Here is a 20,764-nt window from a genome sequence, read left to right on the forward strand (position 1 = left end):
TGCCAGCCACCGCGCTCATCTTGAGTTTATTGGCAATCACCAGCGACCACAGATTGATCAGCTCTCCCGCTTGCGGCCCCACAATAGACACGCCCACAGGGCGCCCTTTCACCACCATCGCTTTGATCAGACCATAGGCATTGCGCTCCGCAATCAGCCGGTCATTGTGGTGGCTCTCAAACCGCGTCACGGTGAGCTTATCGCCATACTGCGCTCTTGCCTCCGCTTCGGTCAGCCCCACCTGGGCCAACTCTGGATCGGTATAAGTTGCATACGGCACATGATCCGTCCGCGCCTTGGCGGGCAAGCCAAACAGCATCGAGCGAATGATCACCCCAGCCTGATACCCCGCCACATGGGTAAACTGCGCGCCACCAGCGACATCGCCAATGGCGTAGACCTTCTTATTGGTGGTCTTCAGCGAGGCATCCACCGTGATACCCACCTTGTGCGTCTCAATACCTGCGGCTTCCAGATTGAGGCGCGCCATATTGGCCTTACGCCCCACCGCCACCAAAAGATGTGACCCGCTAAAGCTGCGTCCATCTTGCGCCTCAACGGTGATCACGCCGTCTTTTTGCGTCACAGCTTTTGCCATCGCGTCCTCGGCAATCTCCACACCTTCGCCCCGCAGCCGCTCCAGCACAATTGCCGCCATCTCCGGATCATCCCGCCCCAGCGCCTTGGCACCTTCGATCACAATAACCTTGATGCCCAACCGCGCATGCGCCTGCGCCATCTCCATACCAATGGGTCCACCGCCAATGATCAGCAAATGCTCCGGCGTCTCTGTCATCTCAAACAGCGTTTCATTGGTCAGGTATTCCACCTGATCCAACCCGGGAATAGGCGGCACCAGCGGGCTGGACCCTGTGGCGATCACCACACGTCGCGCGGTGATCTGATGATCCCCAGCTTGCACCACTTTGGGACCGATGAAATGCCCGTATTCCTGGATCACCCGCACGCCAAAGCCTTCAAACCGCTCCACGCTGTCCATCGGTTCAATCTGCGATATCACATCCGCCACATGTGCCTTGGCCGCGGCATAGTCCACCTGCGGCACCTGATTGGACACGCCAAACGCTTGGCCTTTGGTTTGCTGATGCGCCATCTTGGCACTCGCCAGCAGAGCCTTACTGGGCACACAGCCAAAATTCAGGCAGTCCCCGCCCATCTTGTGACCTTCCAGCAGCACCACACTGGCGCCCATCTGGCTGGCCCCTGCCGCCACAGACAACCCACCAGAGCCAGCCCCGATGACCAGCACATCCGTCTTGATCTGTTCCATGATTTACAGCGCCTCTTTGCCGCGAATGAGTTTGAGCACAACCGGCAGGAATGCCAACGCCGCCAGGCCAAGGATCGGCAACAACACATGTGGCTCAAAGATAATGCCCAGATCCGGCGTCTCGCCTCGAGCAAACACCTCACCCAGGCCAGCACCTACCGAGGTATACACCAGCCCGCCGGGAATGATGCCAATGAAGGTCGACACCACATAGCGCCACAGCGACACGCCAACGAGCGCCGGGATCAGATTGGCCACAAAAAACGGCACCAAAGGCACCAGCCGAATGATGAACAGCATCGACCACTGATTCTCATCTATCCCGTCTTTGATGGCTTTGACCTTGCCCTCGCCCGCATCCATCTTGGCGGCCAACCGGTCTCCAAGCCCCCAACGCGCTGCCAGAAACACAACCGTGGCGCCCAGTGTCGCTGCACCCACGTTGAACAACACGCCAGGAAAGGTGCCAAACAAAAAGCCACCGGTCAGCGTGGCAATAGTCGCGCCAGGTAAAGAGAACCCCGCGATCACCACGTAAATTGCCATGAACATCACCACTGCCAGCGCGTAATGCGCGTCGCGATAGGCAATCAGCATCTCGCGATTGTCCCGCAAGGCTTCAAAACTCAAGTAATCGCCCAGGGCGTAAGCCCCCAGAACCGCCCCAACAGCGATCGCCGCCAGCGGCAACATGCGCGCCCATTTGGATTTGGTTTCTTGTGCTGTATCCGTCACGTCAGACATCTTTGTTCCGTTTGCTTGGTCTAACTTCAACATGGCTGACTCACAGAAAAAACAACAGAGACCTCACGGGCGCTTGATCTCGACGCCACGTTTCGTGAGCGATTCTTGGTTAACCGTAACAATGCGCTCTGTGATCCCAGTCTTTTGTCACTTTCCGCCTTCTTATTGCGGGCAATGTTTCATATTGACGGACCACGTACCCTTTTGTTTCACCCCGCTTAGGGTCCACGCGAGCGCCTTTCTTTCCTCTGTGTGGGGATTCGCACCCACCCCTTGCCTTTTTGCCAAAAATCCCGCATCTGACGTTTGACATATTCGGCGGGCAGGTCTAAAGACCGGTCTTCGAATAGATAGGCTTCGCGAATCTCGCGCCGGGGCCCGCTGAAACAACATGACGGAGACGGAGCGATGAAACGCACCTACCAACCTTCGAACCTGGTTCGTAAACGCCGCCACGGTTTCCGTGCGCGCATGGCCACCAAAGCTGGCCGCAAAATCCTGAACGCACGCCGCGCACGCGGTCGTAAGTCGCTGAGCGCATAAGCTCACCGACCGTTTGACGGAATGACACCGCCGGAGACCCCCACGGATGGCACAGCCACCAACGGGACATCGTCTCCGGCGGTTTCCGTTTGTCTGGACGACAAAGCGGACGTCGCCCTGCCCGTCCTGAAAAAACGCAGTGACTTTCTCGCCGCCTCCCGCGCCCGCAAACAGGGCACCAAGGCGATGATGATCCAGGCCCGCAAACGCCGCGACGATGAGACCGTTGATCCATCTCTTGTCCGCGTGGGCTTCACCTGTTCCAAAAAAGTTGGCAACGCCGTCGCCCGCAACCGCGCCAAACGCCGGATGCGCGAAGTGGCCCGCGCGATTCTGCCAGCTTACGGCAAACCCGGTTGGGACTACGTTTTGATCGGCCGCAAAGACGCCACAGCTGCCCGCGATATCCAAACCTTGCAAGGCGACCTGAAATGGGCGCTACGTAAACTGCACGCGCCCCGTAGCTAAACTCTTGGGCAAATTACGATTTCCCCGAAATCCAAACAGATTTCATAAAATCTAAAACACTCTGTGCCTTTACCATTTGTACACCAATTATATATCCCTCCAATCCAATGTGTTTCGGGGTGAAACCAAAAAGGTCTTATGGAGTGGGTCATGAAAGAGACAGTGGTAGTCTCCTTTTCGACAGACGATCAATATGCGGAACACGTGACCGGCGCTCTCAAAACGCTGGCGGCACAGGCGCGCACTATGCCTGGCAGCGTTAGCTTTAGCGCCACAACAGTCGAAGACGCCCCGTCCGAATTTCATATCCGGCAAAAATGGGAGAACACCGCCGCATGGCAGGCGTATCTAAACTCGGATGCGCTTTTTGACTTTCAGACCGCAGTGTTTGGAATGTTGTCGGAGCTGAGAGTCGCCAAACAAGCCCCGCTACGCACCCGACGTCCCACCTGTTTGCTTCTAGCGGGCTAGACGCCACACAAGCGGCATTCTTCTGTTTGCCCAGCTTTATGGCCGCTCTGACATATTCTTTCATTGTTAAGTAAGTATTCGCGGCACACCCTTGGCCCATTACCGTTACGTAAGAATCGGCAAGGGCCTTATTATGTCCATCACCATTATGGCGTCATTTTTTCTCGACTCGCCCAACCGAGCGCCCGTTCGCTCCGGTCTTTTGGCTCTCTCTCAGCGCGTCCTAAACGAACAAAACTGCCTACGCTTTGATGTGCATACCGGCACGGATGATCCCGGACAATTCATCTTGTTCCTGCGATGGGAATCCCGGCGCGACTGGCAAACCTTCCTCAACAGTGGTGCCCTGCACGACTTCCAGGATCTGTTTGAAAACGGTGTCACCGATTTGGTGATTAAGGAACTCACCCCTCATTTTGTGCACTCTTCAGACCGTCACGAGCACGCGCGTTAAGAAAATCTCCTTAACAAAACGCGCACCTCCGCTAAACAGCCGTGATACCGACGCGTTGCCGATGCTCCATATCGGGTTAATTTTGATCGTTTTTACCAAATCGGCACCCAATTCTTCCAGTACGTCTTGGCACTTCTGAAAAGAGCCGTTAACACGCTCTGACAAAGAGGCCAGCAACATGAAGACACAAGAAATGAATCGCGATTGGATCGCCACAGCCCGCACCCTGTCCCAAGCCCTGCCGTATCTGCAGCGTTACACGGGGGCGACCGTGGTTATTAAGCTTGGCGGACACGCCATGGGCAGCGACGAAGCCATGGATGATTTTGCCCGCGACGTGGTTCTGATGCGCCAGGTGGGCATCAATCCGGTGATCGTGCATGGCGGCGGTCCAATGATCAACGCGATGTTGGAACGTCTTGAAATCAAATCTGATTTTGTGAACGGCAAACGTGTGACCGATGCCGCCACTGTTGAAGTTGTGGAGATGGTCCTGTCCGGTGTGGTGAACAAACGCATTGTGCAAGCGATCAACCGTCAGGGTGGTAAAGCCGTGGGCCTGTCTGGGAAAGACGCCAACCTGATTGTCTGCGATCAAACCAATCCCGATCTCGGTTTTGTTGGCACCCCCGCCGACATGAACCCGGCGATTCTACATGAGCTTTTTGCCAACGACACCATTCCGGTGATTGCCCCCTTGGGCGCGGGCCGCAACGGCGAGACCTACAACATCAACGGCGACACCGCCGCAGGCGCCATCGCCGGTGCGCTGGAAGCTGACCGTCTCCTTCTACTGACCGATGTAGCTGGCGTGAAAAACGGCGAGGGCGAGGTTCTGACGGAGCTAAAAGCCCAGCAAATTCGTGATCTTACCAAAGAAGGCGTGATAGCGGGCGGCATGATTCCCAAGACCGAAACCGCACTGTCCGCCATCGAAAAAGGCGTGCGCGCGGTGGTCATTCTCGATGGCCGTGCGCCCAACGCCTGCTTGCTTGAACTGTTCACCGAACATGGCGCAGGCTCAATGATCCGAGCGGACTAACCAACCCCTTTTCATATTCTAAAAAACAAATACATTGAGAGGCCATCAGCAAGGATGCCCTCTCAATGCAACACGAGCTTCTGATCCGCCTCGGCGTCTTTTTCGGCCTCTTCGTCAGTCTTGCCGCGCTCGAGGCGTTGGCACCACGACGCCCATTGAACTGGTCCAAGACACATCGTTGGGTGGCCAACTGGGGCCTCTCTCTGCTCAACACGCTGACCCTGCGTGCCTTGGCCATCGCCCTGCCTTTGCTCGCCGTCGGAGCGGCCTCCGATGCACAAGCCAACGGCTGGGGTTTGTTCAACTCGATCAACTTACCGCTCGCGTTTGAGTTCCTGCTCTCAATTCTAATTCTCGATTTTGCCATTTGGCTGCAGCACCTTATCACTCACAAAATCCCTCTCCTGTGGCGTTTACATCGCGTCCATCACGCCGATCCGGACTTTGACGTCACCACCGCCATCCGCTTTCATCCCGTGGAAATTGCCCTCTCCATGCTGCTAAAAATTGGCCTGATTTACCTGCTCGGCCCCTCCGCCGTCGCGGTGCTGGTATTCGAAGTGCTGCTCAACGGTACCGCACTTTTCAACCACGCCAATATCCGCCTGCCCGCCAAATTGGATCAAATTATCCGACTTGTTTTGGTCACCCCAGACATGCATCGTGTTCATCATTCGGTGCACCGGGACGAGCACGACAGCAATTACGGCTTTGCCCTGTCGATCTGGGACCGTGCGCTGGGAACCTATATCGCGCAACCCCGTGCAGGACATGATAAGATGACCATCGGACTAGAGTGGCAAGACACTCGCCCCACCAAACTGTCCTGGAGCCTGCGCCTCCCCTTTCGCGCAAAATGACGCTGGACGCCATTCAAACCGCCGCCGCGAACGCGGGCCTCCTCACTTTGGGAGCGCTGCATGAGGACGGAAAAACCATTGTGCTGTTTGGCACCGGCCCGGAGTTCTGGGCCGCGTTTAGCGCGTCGCCGGAGCATCTGGATGGCGAAAAACATCCAATTGACCGTTGGTCCAAGAGCATCGTTGGCGGACTCGCTCAAACCTTCAGCGGCACATGTCAGTTCCCCTCCGACGGCCCGCCCTACCCGCCTTTCATCCGTTGGGCCTTGGACAGCGGACAGTTCTTTCAAAGCCCTGTGGGCATGATGGTGCACCCCGACGTAGGCCTTATGATCTCCCTACGCGGCGCACTGATCCTGCCAAGAGAAATCCCTTTACCTCAACAGGATACACCCTCCCCCTGCCTCACCTGCCATGCCCCTTGCACCTCTGCCTGCCCGGTTGAGGCGCTCAGTGCAGAAACCGGCTACAACGTCGTCGCCTGCCACGCCTTTCTGGACACGGAAGATGGCGCAGAGTGCATGGCCCGCGGTTGCATTGCCCGCCGCGCCTGTCCACACTCAGCCAAATCCGGGCGCACTGACGCGCAATCCGACTTGCATATGAGGTCCTTTCATCCATGAGCCGCTCCCTGATCCTGATGCGCCACGCCAAATCAAGCTGGGACGATTTTATGCAACCGGACCACGCTCGCGTCCTAAATGAACGTGGTCGCATTTCAGCAGACGCCATGGGCAACTGGCTGAAAGAAAAAAATTATCACCCTGATGAGATCCTCTGCTCCTCAGCTGAGCGTACCCGCGAAACCTACACTCGCTTGGGGCTTCCCATGTCCAAAACTCGGTACGAGGACAGTCTGTACCACGCCAGCCCAGACGTGATGCTCCGTGTGTTGCAAACCGCAACATCCGACACTGTTCTGATGCTCGGTCACAATCCCGGCATCGCCCATTTTGCGGAACTGCTCGTCAGCTCACCCGCCACGCACCCGCGCTTCTCGGACTACCCAACCTGCGCCACCACGGTGATCCAATTTGAGTTGGCCAACTGGTCCGAGCTCAAATTCAACCAAGGCGCCGTGATCGATTTTGCCATCCCGCGCGAGGTTATTGCCGCGCAAAACCGCTCAGCTTGATCCATCGCATTGCCGGAGCGCACCTCAATACATATCTCTTGCAAAACCCACGCATAGGAGAGCTTCATGCACCGCCGCGCCTTTCTTCTGGCCACCGCCAGCCTGCCTCTGACAACCCTGCCAGCTCTGGCCGCTAATGACCTCATCATCAAAGTTGTGAAGTCCCCCACCTGTGGCTGCTGCGGCGCCTGGGAGGATCACTTGCGTTCTGAGGGTTTCACCGTGGAAAGCCATGCCATCCCTGACGAACAGCTGTGGGATATCAAAGCCCGCCTTGGCCTCACGGATGCAACCTCCTCCTGCCATACTGGTCTCATTGATGGTTACCTAGTGGAAGGCCACGTACCGGCTGCCGACATCCGGCGCCTTTTGGCCGAACGCCCCGAAGCACGCGGCATCACTGTGCCTGGCATGCCCATGGGGTCACCAGGCATGGAAATGGGAGGAGACGTGGAGCCCTATAACACTCTGCTAATCCACACTGATGGCAGTACCGAAGTCTTTGAAAGTCATAGCTAAAGGCAAAAAGGCCGGGCATTTGCCCGGCCTTTTCTTGGTCGTCTGTAATTTGGATCAGTGACCCAGGATCTGGCTGAGGAACAGCTTGGTCCGCTCGCTCTTCGGGTTGTTGAAGAACTCTTCCGGCTCGTTCTGCTCCACAATCTGACCTTGGTCCATGAAGATCACACGGTTCGCAACTTGACGGGCAAAGCCCATCTCGTGGGTCACGCACAACATGGTCATGCCCTCTTCCGCCAGTTCGATCATGGTGTCGAGCACCTCTTTGATCATCTCTGGGTCAAGTGCCGAAGTTGGTTCGTCAAACAGCATGATGCGCGGCTTCATGCAAAGCGAACGGGCAATCGCCACACGCTGCTGCTGACCACCGGACAATTGACCGGGATACTTGTCGGCCTGCTCCGGGATCTTCACCTTCTCAAGGAAGTGCATCGCGGTTTCTTCCGCCTCTTTGCGCGGAGTTTTCCGCACCCAGATCGGCGCCAGCGTACAGTTCTCTAGGATCGTCAGATGCGGGAAGAGGTTGAAGTGCTGAAAGCACATGCCAACCTCAGAGCGGATCTTATCGATGTTCTTGAGATCGCTGGACAGCTCCGTGCCGTCCACGATGATGTCACCTGACTGGTGCTCTTCCAGACGGTTGATACAGCGGATCAACGTGGATTTACCAGAGCCCGAAGGTCCCGCAATAACAATGCGTTCGCCTTCGTTCACGGTAATATTGATATCGCGCAACACGTGGAACGAGCCGTACCACTTATTCATGTTACGGATTTCGATTGCGACCTTATCGGAGACTTGCATCTTCGAACGGTCGATTTGGCGGTCGGTCATCAGTTCAGACATTTGATGAACTCCTTATTAGTGACCTTTGTGGAGCTTGCGCTCCAGGTACATGGAATAGCGGGACATGCCGAAGCAGAAGACGAAGAACAGGAAGGCGATGAAAGCAAACAGCTCCCAATAGATGCCGTTCCAGGCCGCATCCGCACGGATCGCATTGGACAGACCCAGCGGGTCAAGCAAGCCAATGATCGACACCAGCGTGGTGTCTTTAAACACCCCGATGAAGGTCGACACGATGCCGGGAATGGAGATCTTCAACGCTTGCGGCATGATGATCAACCGTTGTGCCTGCCAGTAGTTCAGACCCAGAGAGTCAGCGCCCTCATATTGGCCTTTTGGCAGCGCGGCGAGACCACCACGCACAACTTCCGCCATATAAGCAGAGGCAAACAACGTCACCATGATCAGAACCCGCAGGATGATGTCAAACTGCGTACCCGGTGGCAGGAACACGTTCAAAAGAACAGATGCCACAAACAGCAGGGTGATCAACGGCACACCCCGGATGAACTCGATGAAGCCCACACACAGTGTTTTCACAATCATCAAATCGGACTGACGGCCAAGCGCCAACACGATGCCAATTGGCAGCGAGCAGCCAATGGCCACCACCCCAATCAGGATCGACAGCATGAAGCCACCAAATTTGCGGCTTTCAACCTCAGGTATCGAAATCGAAACAACCGATTCCAGACCTGCTGCCACGATGCCCGTCAGAAACAGCCACCAGATCACAGGCAATGCAATCGCGGCAATGATGCCACCCAAGCCACCAATGACGGGGGTCAGCAAACGATATGCCAAGAACCCGATGCCAAAACCAGCGGCAGCCATGAGAGGGCTCCAAATCGATCCACCCCACATCAACCAAGGCATCAGGAACGGGTAGACAGCCGTCACGATCAGCAGCTTGCGTGGCACTTTGTCAAACAGGACCGGTGCAACAGCAATCAACAACAGCACAAATGACAGGTTTGGACGGAAGTAGGCCGGCCACGCCCCTGTGTTTTCACCAAAGTTCACCCCCGCTTCTGCAGGATAGGGTGGGTAGAAACCATACAGCAGCTGCAGCCAACGATCATTGATCACTGCCCAACACGCATGCCCATGGGTCTTACCCCAAGTGGCGGTCATGATCTCCCGACATTCGGTCAGCGAGCTTGCGTTCCACACGGACTGAAGCGTCCAAGTCAGCAGGCCTTCCAACACGAAGTACACAAGAATCAGACTTACAATAGTGAGAACGGAGTTCGTAACTCCATCAAACAGATTGGCCCGCGCCCAACCAACGACCCCAACAGAGGAGCCGGGTGGCTCTTGCTGTGGGAGCATTTCGGTGCGGACAAAAGAAACGTCGCTCATTTTATCTCTCCACCAGTTTTACGCGGTTGTTGTACCAGTTCATCACCATGGAGATGCTCAACGAGATCACCAGGTAACACAGCATCAACATCAGAACCGTCTCAAGCTCACGCCCGGTCTGGTTCATAGTGATGCCGCCCAACGTGCCTGTGATGTCCATGTAACCCACCGCAATCGCCAGCGAGGAGTTTTTGGTCAGGTTCAGGTAGTTGGAAATCATGGGTGGAATGATCACACGCAACGCTTGCGGAAGAATCACAAGCCGCATCGTGCGACCAGAACGCATACCCAGCGCCTCAGCAGCTTCGGTTTGACCATGACTCACTGCCAAGATACCACCACGGACAATCTCCGCGATAAAGGCCGCAGTATAGAGACTCAGCGCCAACCACAAGGCAATCAGCGAGTTACGCATATGCGTGCCGCCTTTGAAGTTGAAGCCTTTCAACTCCGGATAGCCGAGATGGAACCCAAGCAACGCCATTAAAATGCCGGTTGGCACAAAGAACAGCCCAAGATTTACCCAAATCGTTTTAGGACGCTCACCGGTTGTTTCCTGAATGTGTTTGGCGCGTGCGTTGACCTTGGTAATGCCAAAAATGCTCAGACCCAGCACGATCAGGAAGGCCATCAAATCGACTGAGACATCAAACCGCAGCGAGCTTTGACCCAGCAGGTGAATATTCCCAAGGCTGTTGGAAAACAGGGGCTCCGGCACGTAAATGCCGCGGTTTGTCACCGCCACTGTGTCAAACAGGTTCATCGTGGCTTCAGGATTTTCTCCACGGAAGGCACGTGGTGCAGGTAGGCTCTCGATCAGAATGGCCATGGCCAACACAATCCAAAGCAGCACCGGCACGTTGCGGAACATTTCCACATAGACCGTCATGATTTTAGCGACGATCCAGTTTTTCGAAAGACGTAGAACACCAACAAGCACACCGATGATGGTCGCTGTGATACAGCCCATCACCGCAACAAGCAGTGTATTTAGGAGACCAAGCAGTGACGCCCGCATGTGGGTGTCTTGGCTGTTATAGTCCAGCAAGCGTTGGTTGATGTCATAGCCAGCAGGTTCCAAAAGGAATCCAAACTGCGGCGTTTTTCCAAGGGTCTCTAGGTTGGTCATTGTGTTGTTGATCAACCAGGCGGCAAAAAGCATAAAACCGATCATCGCGACAGCTTGGATCGTCAAAGAACGATACCGTGTGTCGTAGATCAGCATAGACAGCCGGAACGACGCCTTGGGAGGGTCGGTCAAAGTGGTCATATGGGATCTTCCCCGTTACTCGGCCTGTTATTTGGTGGCGTCATGATTGCGCCGTGGCCGATTATTGTTGTGGGTAGTAAAAGCGAAAAGGGCGCGGAGATATCCGCGCCCTTTCCGTGATGTGTTTAGCGGAATGGTGGGGAGTAGATCAGGCCACCATCGGTCCACTGAGCGTTCAGGCCACGGGCCAGACCGATCGGAGTGCTTTCGCCGATGTTACCTTCAAACAGCTCACCGTAGTTGCCGCCCGCCATGATGGCGTTCTTGGCCCAACCAGCGTCCAGACCGAGCATTTCGCCCAGGGAGCCTTCGGAACCCAGCAGACGGTTGATTTCTGGGTTGTTTGTGCCAGCAGCCATCTCACCGATGTTTGCGGAAGTCACACCCAGCTCTTCAGCCGTTACCAGAGCGTTCAGAGACCAACGTACCACGTCACCCCAGTTGTCGTCGCCGTGACGAACCAATGGGCCGAGAGGCTCTTTGGAGATGATTTCTGGCAGCAGAACGTGCGCAGAAGGATCTTCAAAGGTCGCACGTGTCGCGGCCAGACCAGATGCGTCTGTTGTGTACACGTCGCAAGCACCGGCAAGGTACTGCTGCTGTGCTTCAGCATTGGTTTCGATTGGCACCGGCTCGTAGCTGATGTTGTTGGAGCGGAAGAAGTCCGCCAGGTTCAGTTCGGTTGTTGTACCGGTCTGAATACAAACGGTCGCGCCGTCCAGTTCTTTAGCGGAAGACACACCCAGTTCTTTTGGAACCATGAAGCCCTGACCGTCATAGTAGTTCACACCAACGAAGGTGAACTTCAGGTCAACGTCGCGGGAGAAGGTCCAAGTGGTGTTGCGAGCCAGCAAGTCGATCTCGCCGGAAGCCAGCGCGGTGAAGCGGGTCTTACCGGTGGTCGGAACAAACTCAACCGCTTTCGGGTCGCCCAGTACGGCTGCGGCAACAGCACGACAGATACCAACGTCGAACCCCAGCCATTCGCCGTTTGCATCTGGTGCAGCAAAGCCAACCAGACCAGTGGTCACACCACAGTTCAGCTTGCCGCGCGCTTTAACATCGTCAAGCGTGCCAGCAGCAGCTGCGCCGGCCGCGAGACCAGCAACTGTCAGTGCACCGAAAACTACGGATTTTTTCATTTTTACCTCTTCCTGTTGTCCACCCTATGTCGGGTGGTTTTTGGCCATGTTAGACCGAAAGTAGATGTTCAGAGATTACACCCCCCTCACATCGAGGTTCAGTTTGGTCGCATTCATCGTCAAACGTCAAGAGGTCCATCACGCAATACTATCAATGCTTGCGCTATCAGCCTCTTGCCCTTGTTTTATGTGCCGTGCGATCACTTTTTGCTCATCTGGAAGAACGCGTAAGCATGGAGAAAGGCTTGCTTTTTCTTCTCTGCTTCCTCGGCGGCCTCGTCATCTCGGCCCCATTGATCTTCCTGCCATTGCTCGTCGATTCGGGACAGTTCCCAGAGTGTTTCGGCGGGGTGCAGATCATGGGTTGCGGCGAATCCAATGATCAGTGAGCCGGAGATGCCAACCAGATCGTGAAACGCAGCCAACTCGAAGTTGTCAAAGCTGTGCGTACTCGCGCTTAGCTTGCTCAGCGCATCCGCGTCTTGGGCCTCAAACATCACCCCGGAAACCGACTTTAGACGCGCCTCAAACGTGGCGTCAGCCCAGTCCAAAAGTGGATCCCAAGCCTCCGCCTGACGCGCGATCAACTCTTCAGGACTCGTCGCGCGGTAACACAGCAAATCACTGGCACCATAATCTGCCAACATGTCCGCAACTTCGGCACGCTGGATAGAGACCTTATCAATTGCGGCATTCACCGAGCGCGTCACTGGCATGCCGGTTGGGTCAATCTCACCCTCTTGTGCATCCCATTCCGCCACCACAGCCTGTGCCATCGCTTCGGTTGGTACCACCAACGGCGCCTTCGCCGGTGTTTTTACGCCACGCCCATCCAACAAAACTTTGAAGCCACCGTCGGTGGCTTCATAAGTTGTGTCTTTCCAAAACCGTTTTTTGGCCCATCCGCTCATGATGCGTTCTCCCAAACCTGTGCCAACGCGCCTTCAAGCGCCGCAAAATCTTCAACAACATGGTGTGCCGCACTTAGCGCTGAGGTCTCGTGATATCCCCAACCAACACCAATGCCCGCCACACCCGCCGCGGCTGCCATATCCATGTCATAACTTGTGTCACCAATCATCACTGCATCCCGCGCCGCGACGCCGGTTTCGACGAGCGCTGTAGTGATCATCGACGGATGTGGCTTTGACGGATGATCGTCCGCGACTTGCGTGGTCACAAAGACGCCTTCAAGCCCGTGACCTTCAATCAATTTATCCAACCCACGACGCGACTTGCCGGTGGCCACGCCAAGAAGCACATCTTCCTGCGCTCGCAAGCGCTTCAGCACATCCCGCGCGCCCTCAAAAAACGGCGAAGACTGCTCCACGCCGGTTTCCGCACGCCGCATCATGTAGGCTTGTTTATAACCTTCAACCAACTGGGCCCGCAGATCTACATCTGCGTCCGGTATCAGCTTGAACATCGCGACATCGAGCGACAGTCCAACAATTGAAAGGGTGTCCGCCCGGTTTGGCGGTACCAGCCCCTCTCCGTTAAATGCCAAATCCATCGCCTCAATGATCAGCCCTTGGCTGTCCACCAACGTGCCATCCACATCAAAAATCACCAATTTAAGCCGCATGAAACCTCCTTGCGTCCATGGCTTTGCTTCACCACGGACATATGCGGAGGTCAAGCGTGAGAGCAAAGTGGCACCGACGCCTTATCGCAAGCTTTCAAATGGATCGTCTGCTGCCAGATCTTCGGACCAACCAAAGCTCTCCCACGTATGGGCCATATGCTCAGGCAACTCCGCAGTCACCGTGATCGGCTTTCCTTTTGTGGGGTGCATAAAAGTCATGGACCGCGCGTGCAGGTGCAACTTGTTGGAAATCATCCCGCCAAGCTTTGCGCCCCAGCCATCGCCAAGGTTTTCCTGACCAGAACCACCATATTTGCCATCGCCAATAATTGGATGGCCGATCTCCGCCATGTGTGCTCGCAACTGGTGCGTACGCCCCGTGATTGGCTCCATAGCCACCCACGATGCACGCCCGGCCACACGATACAATGTGGAGTATTGCGTGATGGCGCGCTTCGCCCCCGGTGTGCTGTCCACTTCGCGCGGATGCACAGCTATCATTTTCTCGCCAGCACCTTGGGCGCTATGGCCACCCGCTTTTACCAATCCATATTTGATTTCGCCAAGGTACGGCGTTGGCACACCTGCCACCACAGCCCAATAGATCTTGCGGGTCTGTTTGTGCCGCATCGCCTCGGTCAGCGCCTTGGCCGCCATGCGTGTCCGTGCCAGCAACAGCACACCAGACGTATCTTTGTCCAAGCGATGCACAAGGCGCGGCTTTTCTTCCATGTCAAATTGCAACGCAACCGACAACCCATCCACATGCCGTGTCTGTTTGCTGCCACCCTGCGTCGGCAAGCCTGCCGGTTTGTTGATCGCAATGATCTCATCATCTTTGTAGATCACGCTATCCAGCATCAACTTGGCATCCGCTTTGCTGACCTTGGCTGCGGCGCGGGAATACTCGCGCTGCGCTACTTCATGGGGTTCCGGCAAAGGCGGCACTCGAATGCTCTGCCCTTCTTCAACACGCGTGTTCGCTTTGACCCGGCCACCCTCGACGCGGATTTCACCTTTACGGCACATCTTCTCGATTTGCCCCTGCGCCACATGTGGAAACTTGCGCTTGAACCACCGATCGAGCCGCTGATCACCTTCACCGTCCGCGACGGTCATTGTCTGTACCCGGCTCATGCCAGTATTCCTCTTGTCACGGCCATGCCCAGCATCAGCGCGCCCACCGCGCCAATCACCGAAACAGCCACATAAAACGTCGCAGCGCCATAAGCCCCGCGTTCCATCAGGTTCACGGTCTCAAGCGAGAATGCCGAAAACGTCGTAAATCCACCCAACAGCCCTGTCATCACCAAGGGCGACAAATGCGTCAGTCCACGCTGCGCTGCCAGCACAACAAAGGCCCCCATCAGAAACGAGCCAATCACGTTGACTGTGATGATCGCTACAGGGAATCCGTTCCAGAAACCCTGCCCCACAATCCGCACCACGCCGATGCCCAGCAAATACCGCAAGGCCGCACCGACGGCACCACCCAAAGCCACATATGCCACGTTCAAAACCATCACGCGTCTCTCTGCGCTTTGGCCTGCAATGTCAAGAAAACCAGCGCCTTCAGCCCCAAATACTCTTGAAGAACTGTTTGGAGGCCAAACCAATGCCTTCTTACTCGCCGCGTTTGGTTCGCAGCTTGGAAAAATACTCCATGCGCCGCTTGAGTTCCCGTTCATAGCCACGCTCCACCGGTGTGTAGATCACCGGCCGCTTGATGCCTTCGGGGAAATAGTTCTGCCCAGAAAAACCATCTTCGGCCTCATGGTCATACTGATACCCGTCGCCATACCCCTGATCCGCCATCAACGACGTTGGTGCATTCAGAATATGTTTGGGCGGTGGTTCTGAGCCGGTTTTCTTAGCCAATGCCCGCGCGGCCTTATAGGCCGCATAGCCCGCGTTGGTCTTTGGCGCGAGCGCCAGGTAAATCACCGCCTGCGCCAGCGCCAACTCGCCTTCAGGGCTTCCCAGCCGCTCATAGGTCTCCCAAGCGCTCAAGCAAATGCCCTGCGCTTGCGGATCAGCCAGTGCAATATCCTCGCAGGCCATCCGCGTCAGCCGTCGCGCCAAGAACCGCGGATCTTCCCCGCCCTCCAGCATCCGTGCATACCAATACAACGCCGCCTCCGGATCGGAGCCACGCACCGATTTGTGCAAGGCTGAAATCAGGTTGTAATGCTCATCCCCCGACTTGTCGTATTTGGCAGCACGCCGCATCAGCCGTGTGGACAGCGCATCCGTGTCGAGCTTTCCGTCCACCTTCCAAGCCATCACCTGCTCAATTAGATTAAGCAACGCCCGCCCGTCCCCATCTGCCATCTCAAGCAGCGCTTCTCGCGCAGGGCCGTCCAATGGCAAGGGCCTCTCAAGCTCTTTCTCCGCCCTCTGCGCCATGCGCTCCAAGTCACCCAGAGACAAACGCTCCAACACAAGCACCTGTGAGCGCGACAGCACCGCTGCGTTCAATTCAAACGACGGGTTTTCCGTGGTCGCGCCGACCAAAAGGATGGTGCCATCTTCCATATAGGGCAGAAACCCGTCCTGCTGCGCTTTGTTGAAGCGATGGATCTCGTCCACAAACAACAACGTGCCCCTGCCATTTGCCCGCCGCAGCTTAGCCGCCTCAAACACCTTCCGCAGCTCGGGCACCCCGGTGAAAATCGCGCTGATCTGCACAAAATGCAGGTCGGTTTCATCCGCCAATAGCCGCGCGATCGTGGTCTTGCCCACACCGGGCGGCCCCCAGAAGATCAGCGACGACAACGATCCCGACGACAGCATCACGCCCAAAGGAGCCTCTTCGCCCAGCACCTGCGCCTGCCCGATCACCTCGGACAACGTCTTGGGGCGCAGCCGGTCCGCCAAAGGGCGCGGTGCCTCACCCACAGGTGTCGCTGCGGGAATGTCCGCAGGTGTGCTGTCAAAAAGGTCAGCCATGGTCTGCTCAAATATCCTTAGAGTCTAAAGCGCATCACCACCCGCTGGGTGCCCCGCTGGACCTCCAACGTAAGCCGCTTGCGCGCGTCCCGCAAAGCCTTGTCTGCATCTTTGGAGGTGTTGATTTCCATGTCGTCGATCACACGCAACACATCCCCAGGTCTCAGACCCAAACGTGTGCCAATTTCACCCGGATTTTCGACCATCACGCCCTCAAGGCTTAGGGGCAGGCCATACTCGCCCAACACGGCTGGGTTTATGTTGGACATCACCACTCCCGGAATCGCCGATCGTGCTCCGGTCTCAATTGTGTCTCGGCTTGGCGTGTCCGGCGCAACATCCATTTTCACTGTCCGCATCAGGGCCGCACCGTCCCGCACCACGTCGACGTCAACTTCACTGCCAAGCCCGGCCACCGACATACGGAAAATCATCTCCGCTGGCGTGTTCACCGGCTGTCCGTCAAGCGCAACAATCACGTCACCTGCTTCCAACCCAGCCGCCAAAAACGGGCTCACCTCATGTAACTCAGACACCACAATGCCGCCAGCCCGATCTAAACCTAGACCATCAGCCATATCCGCATCCACCGGCTGGCCAAACATGCCTGCCCAAGGGCGTTGGAAATCAGCAAAACCAGCCCGCGCCTGATCGACAAATTGCGCCACCAGATTGGCCGGAATGGCAAAACCAATCCCGTTAGAGCCGCCAGAGCGCGTCAGGATCGAGGTGTTGATGCCAATCAAGTCACCGTTGATGTCAATCAGCGCCCCACCGGAGTTACCGGGGTTGATCGCCGCGTCGGTCTGAATGAAATAACCGCGGGCATTGCCCGTCGCCACGCCAGAACGCGCCAGACCGGAGACAATCCCGCTGGTCACCGTCTGCCCCACGCCAAACGGGTTGCCAATCGCCATCACCAACTCGCCCACATCGACGTGATCGCTGTCGCGGAACTGCAAAAACGGCAGCCCATCGGCATCTTTCAACTGCAGAATGGCCAGGTCGCTGGATTCATCCGCCAAAAGCACCTCAGCAGTGTATTCCCTGCGATCGTTCAGATGCACTCGAATGTCCGTAGACATGCCGACAACATGGTAGTTGGACACCACAATGCCGTCTTCAGACAGGATCACCCCGGACCCCAACGAGTTTTCCACACGCGGCTGCGGCGTGCCAAAGCCGCGCAACAACTGGTCAAAAAACGGATCCCCCGTAAAGGGGCTCTGACGTGCCTGCACAATCTGCTTGGCAAAGATGTTCACCACTGCCGGTGCTGCCTCTTTCACCAAAGGCGCAAAGCCCATCGAAATCTGGGCTTGCGATTGCGGGACTTTAGTCTCTGCGGACACCGTGGTGGCCAGGCCCAGCGTGAGAGAAATCAATACGGCGCGGATCATGCGTTATCCTCAATTGTTCAGTGCAACGCATATGCGCAGCAGCCCGGCGCAATGCAAGCCGGTGCACAGGTCAACTATGGAAGAAAGTTTGTCTGATAGATGTTTTCTGGCAAAGGTTTGCCCATCACCTTCAACGCCCCAAGGCGGCCAATCTCATCGGCACATTTTGCCCCGGCTCCATTGCCACCTGTCAAAGCAAACACCCGCTCGGATTGGCCGTAGATCAAAGGATTGCCCCTTGGCGTGAAGCTTGTGGCACAGCTGCCAAACGTCACCCCTTGAGACGCCAACCCTGGCATCAGCTTAAACAACTGCTCCGCCATATAGCTGCCCGCCTTTGGGTCGCCACCACCCCGGAACCACTCTTTCATCTCCGCCACTGTGGTCAGTTCGACATCTTCCGGATCGCCACCAATTTTCAGATAGGTTTTGCCATTCGGATAGCGCACCGGCGGCAGGATATAACAATCCCCTTCACCATCTGGGAAAAAATAGACCACCGACGGCATACTCCTCAGGCGCTCCGCCTCGTCGTCGTCAATCTCCACAAAGGCAACGGTGCGCGCATAAACCTTGAGCGGCACTGGCTCTGGCAACAAGCCGGCGGCCTTGGAAAACGCCCCGCAAGCCACAACCACTCGCTCTGCCTCCAACCCCTCGCCACCGGCACAGCGCACGATCACCCCATCTGAACTTTCCTGAACTCCCACAACCTGATCTCGTACCAATGTCAGCCCACTGGCCCGTGCGGCATTGATTTCCGCCACAACATGCGCACGCGGATTGATCCACCCGCCAGCGGCCTCAAACAGGCCAAGGATGCCGTCAGGAAACTCAAAATACGGAAACTGCGCCCGCAAGGCGGCACCACGCAGCGCAACATTCTCTGTGCCCGCATCCTCAGCTACGTTTTTTGTTTTGAGAATGTAGTCACCGCCCGCGCCTTGCTCCGGCCCAGCCATCAAGGCTCCAACCTGATGGAAAAACGGCACACCGCCACTCGCCTCGATATCTCCATACCGGTCCATAGAAGCCGCTGCCGCCCGAGACCAGTCCGCCTGGCTCGCCAATCGCCGCGTAATCCGCGCTTGGTCATAATGGCTGGCAAACACGCCATCATGCGACGCCGCTTGTTTCGGCTCGGCAGGCCCCACCAGCGCCACCTTTGCGCCCATCTCTACCAGATGCCGCGCACAGGCACTGCCCCACATGCCGGCGCCGATAACAACCACGTCAAAGCCCATTTATGCCCCCTTCCAAATCACTCAGCGGAACCATGCCGCGCAATCCTTTGGAGTGCTAGCCCAACCGCACCGCCTTTAGGGTCGAGTAATGCTCACCGCCAGGCACCACATGCAGCGCGCAAGGCGCGGGAACCAATTTCCGTATCGCCTCAGACATGGCCAAAGGCGCCCAAGTGTCCGCATCCCCGTGCCAAATCTCTACCGGCGTCTGTATCCGTGCCAAATCGTCTGACCAATCCGCCACATAAGCCGACAGACATTCTAGATAACCTTGGCGGTGATCCACAAAACTATTGCGCATGCCAGTCGCCAGCGCTGTCTGAAATTGCGTGTCCAACAGCAACGCCTGTTCCTGCGCCCCACATTTTGCAAACAACTGATTGATCAACATCCCTGGCGCAAAGCGCGCCAGCCCACCCTGCACAGCCGTCAGCATCCGCAACACGCCCGGCCGTTTCATCGCCAGCTTAAACACCGGCGCGCCGGCCATCTCCGGCAGGAAATCTCCCAGCGGCAATGGCGCAGCAGGAGAAATCACCGTCACACGGGCCACGGCATCCGGTCGAGCGGCCGCCAAACGAAGCGCCGCCATCGCGCCTATGGAAAACCCAACCACATGCATCTGCCCGCCCTCTGCTTCGGCACAGGCAGCGTCATACTGTGAAACCAAATGCTGCAACGGGTCCCCTTCCGCAAAATCAAACAGATTTGGCGCGGTGACTGGAAGGTCGCCGGTTTGCAACAGCGTGGCATCATCAGGCCCACCGGGTACGCCATGGCAAAAGAAAACAGGAGGTTGGGAGGAGGTCATGTTCGCGAAACCTTATTGAATTCCCTCAACAGGTAGGAGCGATGCCAACCGGTCAACAGGTGACCGGATGTCTCAGGCGACACGACAAACAAAAAGACCCCCACCATAATGGCAGGGGTCCAGGCATCTGGTTGATCCAGATGGATATTTATTCAGGATATTAGTCCTCGGCGGCTTCTTCAGCTGCCAGGCGAGCCTTGTCGGCCGCGCCTTTTGCATCGACGTCGCGATCCACAAACTCGATGATCGCCATCGGAGCCATGTCGCCATAGCGGAAACCGGCTTTCATGATGCGGACGTAGCCACCTTTGCGCTCAGCATAACGTGGGCCCAGAACGTCAAACAGTTTTGCAACGTACTGGTCTTCTTTAAGACGTGCTGCGGCCTGGCGGCGGGCGTGCAGGTCACCACGTTTGGCCAGCGTGATCATCTTTTCGATGATCGGGCGCAGTTCTTTGGCCTTTGGCAGGGTGGTTTTGATTTGTTCGTGCTCGATCAACGAACCCGCCATGTTAGAAAACAGGGCTTTACGGTGTTCGTGAGTACGGTTCAGGCGGCGATAACCACGTGCGTGACGCATTGTAATTCTCCTAAGTGCGTTTTTGCTTTGTCTGGCAGCCGATGCGTG

General features: G+C 56.5%; 24 protein-coding genes. 9 read left to right on the forward strand and 15 right to left on the reverse strand.

The features are described from left to right. Positions 1-1,291 (reverse strand): FAD-dependent oxidoreductase (locus QZ517_RS11625; RefSeq protein ID WP_294226959.1); only part of this gene is annotated, 1,291 nt, incomplete at its 3' end. A 3-nt stretch (positions 1,292-1,294) separates the two neighbouring features. Next, entirely contained in the window at positions 1,295-2,035 is a 741-nt protein-coding gene (locus QZ517_RS11630; RefSeq protein WP_294226961.1) for a TVP38/TMEM64 family protein, read from the reverse strand. A 408-nt stretch (positions 2,036-2,443) separates the two neighbouring features. On the opposite strand from QZ517_RS11630, the gene rpmH reads away from it, so the two are divergent. The 9 genes from rpmH (at position 2,444) to QZ517_RS11675 (ending at position 7,527) form a co-directional block, all read left to right on the forward strand. Then, positions 2,444-2,578, forward strand: coding sequence for a 50S ribosomal protein L34 (gene rpmH, locus QZ517_RS11635; protein WP_005980833.1), 135 nt, complete (start codon positions 2,444-2,446; stop codon positions 2,576-2,578). 21 nt (positions 2,579-2,599) lie between these two features. Further along, the gene (gene rnpA, locus QZ517_RS11640) at positions 2,600-3,046 is read left to right on the forward strand and encodes a ribonuclease P protein component (RefSeq protein ID WP_294226964.1); all 447 of its coding nucleotides are present in this window, start codon (positions 2,600-2,602) and stop codon (positions 3,044-3,046) included. 150 nt (positions 3,047-3,196) lie between these two features. Further along, positions 3,197-3,517, forward strand: coding sequence for an antibiotic biosynthesis monooxygenase family protein (locus QZ517_RS11645; protein WP_294226967.1), 321 nt, complete (start codon positions 3,197-3,199; stop codon positions 3,515-3,517). A 133-nt stretch (positions 3,518-3,650) separates the two neighbouring features. Then, a complete protein-coding gene (locus QZ517_RS11650; RefSeq protein WP_294226968.1) occupies positions 3,651-3,971 on the forward strand; it encodes an antibiotic biosynthesis monooxygenase family protein in 321 nt (106 codons plus the stop codon). Positions 3,972-4,149: 178 nt separating this feature from the next. After that, positions 4,150-5,013, forward strand: a complete 864-nt coding sequence (argB, locus tag QZ517_RS11655) for an acetylglutamate kinase (protein ID WP_294226971.1) — start codon at positions 4,150-4,152, stop codon at positions 5,011-5,013. Positions 5,014-5,078: 65 nt separating this feature from the next. Next, positions 5,079-5,873, forward strand: a complete 795-nt coding sequence (locus QZ517_RS11660) for a sterol desaturase family protein (RefSeq protein ID WP_294226972.1) — start codon at positions 5,079-5,081, stop codon at positions 5,871-5,873. Beyond that, the gene (locus QZ517_RS11665; RefSeq protein WP_294226974.1) at positions 5,870-6,496 is read left to right on the forward strand and encodes a ferredoxin; all 627 of its coding nucleotides are present in this window, start codon (positions 5,870-5,872) and stop codon (positions 6,494-6,496) included. The genes QZ517_RS11660 and QZ517_RS11665 overlap by 4 nt, the downstream gene beginning before the upstream one ends. Continuing rightward, complete coding sequence (locus QZ517_RS11670) at positions 6,493-7,008, forward strand: histidine phosphatase family protein (RefSeq protein ID WP_294226976.1); 516 nt, start codon at positions 6,493-6,495, stop codon at positions 7,006-7,008. Before QZ517_RS11665 ends, QZ517_RS11670 begins: the two co-directional genes overlap by 4 nt. A gap of 66 nt (positions 7,009-7,074) precedes the next feature. Further along, positions 7,075-7,527 (forward strand): DUF411 domain-containing protein, encoded by a 453-nt coding sequence (locus QZ517_RS11675; RefSeq protein WP_294226978.1) that lies wholly within the window; start codon positions 7,075-7,077, stop codon positions 7,525-7,527. Between the two features lie 54 nt (positions 7,528-7,581). Here QZ517_RS11675 and QZ517_RS11680 read toward each other — a convergent pair whose 3' ends face one another. The 13 genes from QZ517_RS11680 to rplQ form a co-directional block, all read right to left on the reverse strand. After that, positions 7,582-8,373, reverse strand: coding sequence for an amino acid ABC transporter ATP-binding protein (locus tag QZ517_RS11680; protein ID WP_294226980.1), 792 nt, complete (start codon positions 8,371-8,373; stop codon positions 7,582-7,584). A gap of 15 nt (positions 8,374-8,388) precedes the next feature. After that, positions 8,389-9,735 (reverse strand): amino acid ABC transporter permease, encoded by a 1,347-nt coding sequence (locus tag QZ517_RS11685; RefSeq protein WP_294226981.1) that lies wholly within the window; start codon positions 9,733-9,735, stop codon positions 8,389-8,391. A 1-nt stretch (position 9,736) separates the two neighbouring features. Then, complete coding sequence (locus QZ517_RS11690; protein WP_294226982.1) at positions 9,737-11,005, reverse strand: ABC transporter permease subunit; 1,269 nt, start codon at positions 11,003-11,005, stop codon at positions 9,737-9,739. Between the two features lie 125 nt (positions 11,006-11,130). Then, positions 11,131-12,147: an amino acid ABC transporter substrate-binding protein gene (locus QZ517_RS11695; protein WP_294226984.1), complete on the reverse strand. Its 1,017-nt coding sequence runs from the start codon at positions 12,145-12,147 to the stop codon at positions 11,131-11,133. Between the two features lie 200 nt (positions 12,148-12,347). Next, entirely contained in the window at positions 12,348-13,058 is a 711-nt protein-coding gene (locus QZ517_RS11700; protein WP_294226986.1) for an ATP12 family protein, read from the reverse strand. Beyond that, on the reverse strand, positions 13,055-13,732 hold the full coding sequence (locus QZ517_RS11705; protein WP_294226988.1) for an HAD-IA family hydrolase: 678 nt from the start codon (positions 13,730-13,732) through the stop codon (positions 13,055-13,057). Before QZ517_RS11705 ends, QZ517_RS11700 begins: the two co-directional genes overlap by 4 nt. Before the next feature lie 81 nt (positions 13,733-13,813). Next, a complete protein-coding gene (locus QZ517_RS11710; RefSeq protein ID WP_294226990.1) occupies positions 13,814-14,869 on the reverse strand; it encodes an RluA family pseudouridine synthase in 1,056 nt (351 codons plus the stop codon). After that, on the reverse strand, positions 14,866-15,255 hold the full coding sequence (gene crcB, locus QZ517_RS11715; protein ID WP_294227012.1) for a fluoride efflux transporter CrcB: 390 nt from the start codon (positions 15,253-15,255) through the stop codon (positions 14,866-14,868). The genes QZ517_RS11710 and crcB overlap by 4 nt, the downstream gene beginning before the upstream one ends. A 100-nt stretch (positions 15,256-15,355) precedes the next feature. Continuing rightward, entirely contained in the window at positions 15,356-16,681 is a 1,326-nt protein-coding gene (locus QZ517_RS11720) for a replication-associated recombination protein A (RefSeq protein WP_294226992.1), read from the reverse strand. Between the two features lie 17 nt (positions 16,682-16,698). Beyond that, complete coding sequence (locus QZ517_RS11725; protein WP_294226994.1) at positions 16,699-18,081, reverse strand: trypsin-like peptidase domain-containing protein; 1,383 nt, start codon at positions 18,079-18,081, stop codon at positions 16,699-16,701. 74 nt (positions 18,082-18,155) lie between these two features. Beyond that, the gene (locus QZ517_RS11730; protein WP_294226995.1) at positions 18,156-19,325 is read right to left on the reverse strand and encodes an FAD-binding oxidoreductase; all 1,170 of its coding nucleotides are present in this window, start codon (positions 19,323-19,325) and stop codon (positions 18,156-18,158) included. 55 nt (positions 19,326-19,380) lie between these two features. Further along, on the reverse strand, positions 19,381-20,136 hold the full coding sequence (locus tag QZ517_RS11735) for an alpha/beta hydrolase (protein WP_294226997.1): 756 nt from the start codon (positions 20,134-20,136) through the stop codon (positions 19,381-19,383). Positions 20,137-20,296: 160 nt separating this feature from the next. Continuing rightward, positions 20,297-20,716, reverse strand: a complete 420-nt coding sequence (gene rplQ, locus QZ517_RS11740) for a 50S ribosomal protein L17 (RefSeq protein WP_294226998.1) — start codon at positions 20,714-20,716, stop codon at positions 20,297-20,299. Positions 20,717-20,764: the final 48 nt, after the last annotated feature.

It is taken from the genome of uncultured Shimia sp., from assembly GCF_913054185.1.
Taxonomy (GTDB): Bacteria; Pseudomonadota; Alphaproteobacteria; order Rhodobacterales; family Rhodobacteraceae; genus Shimia.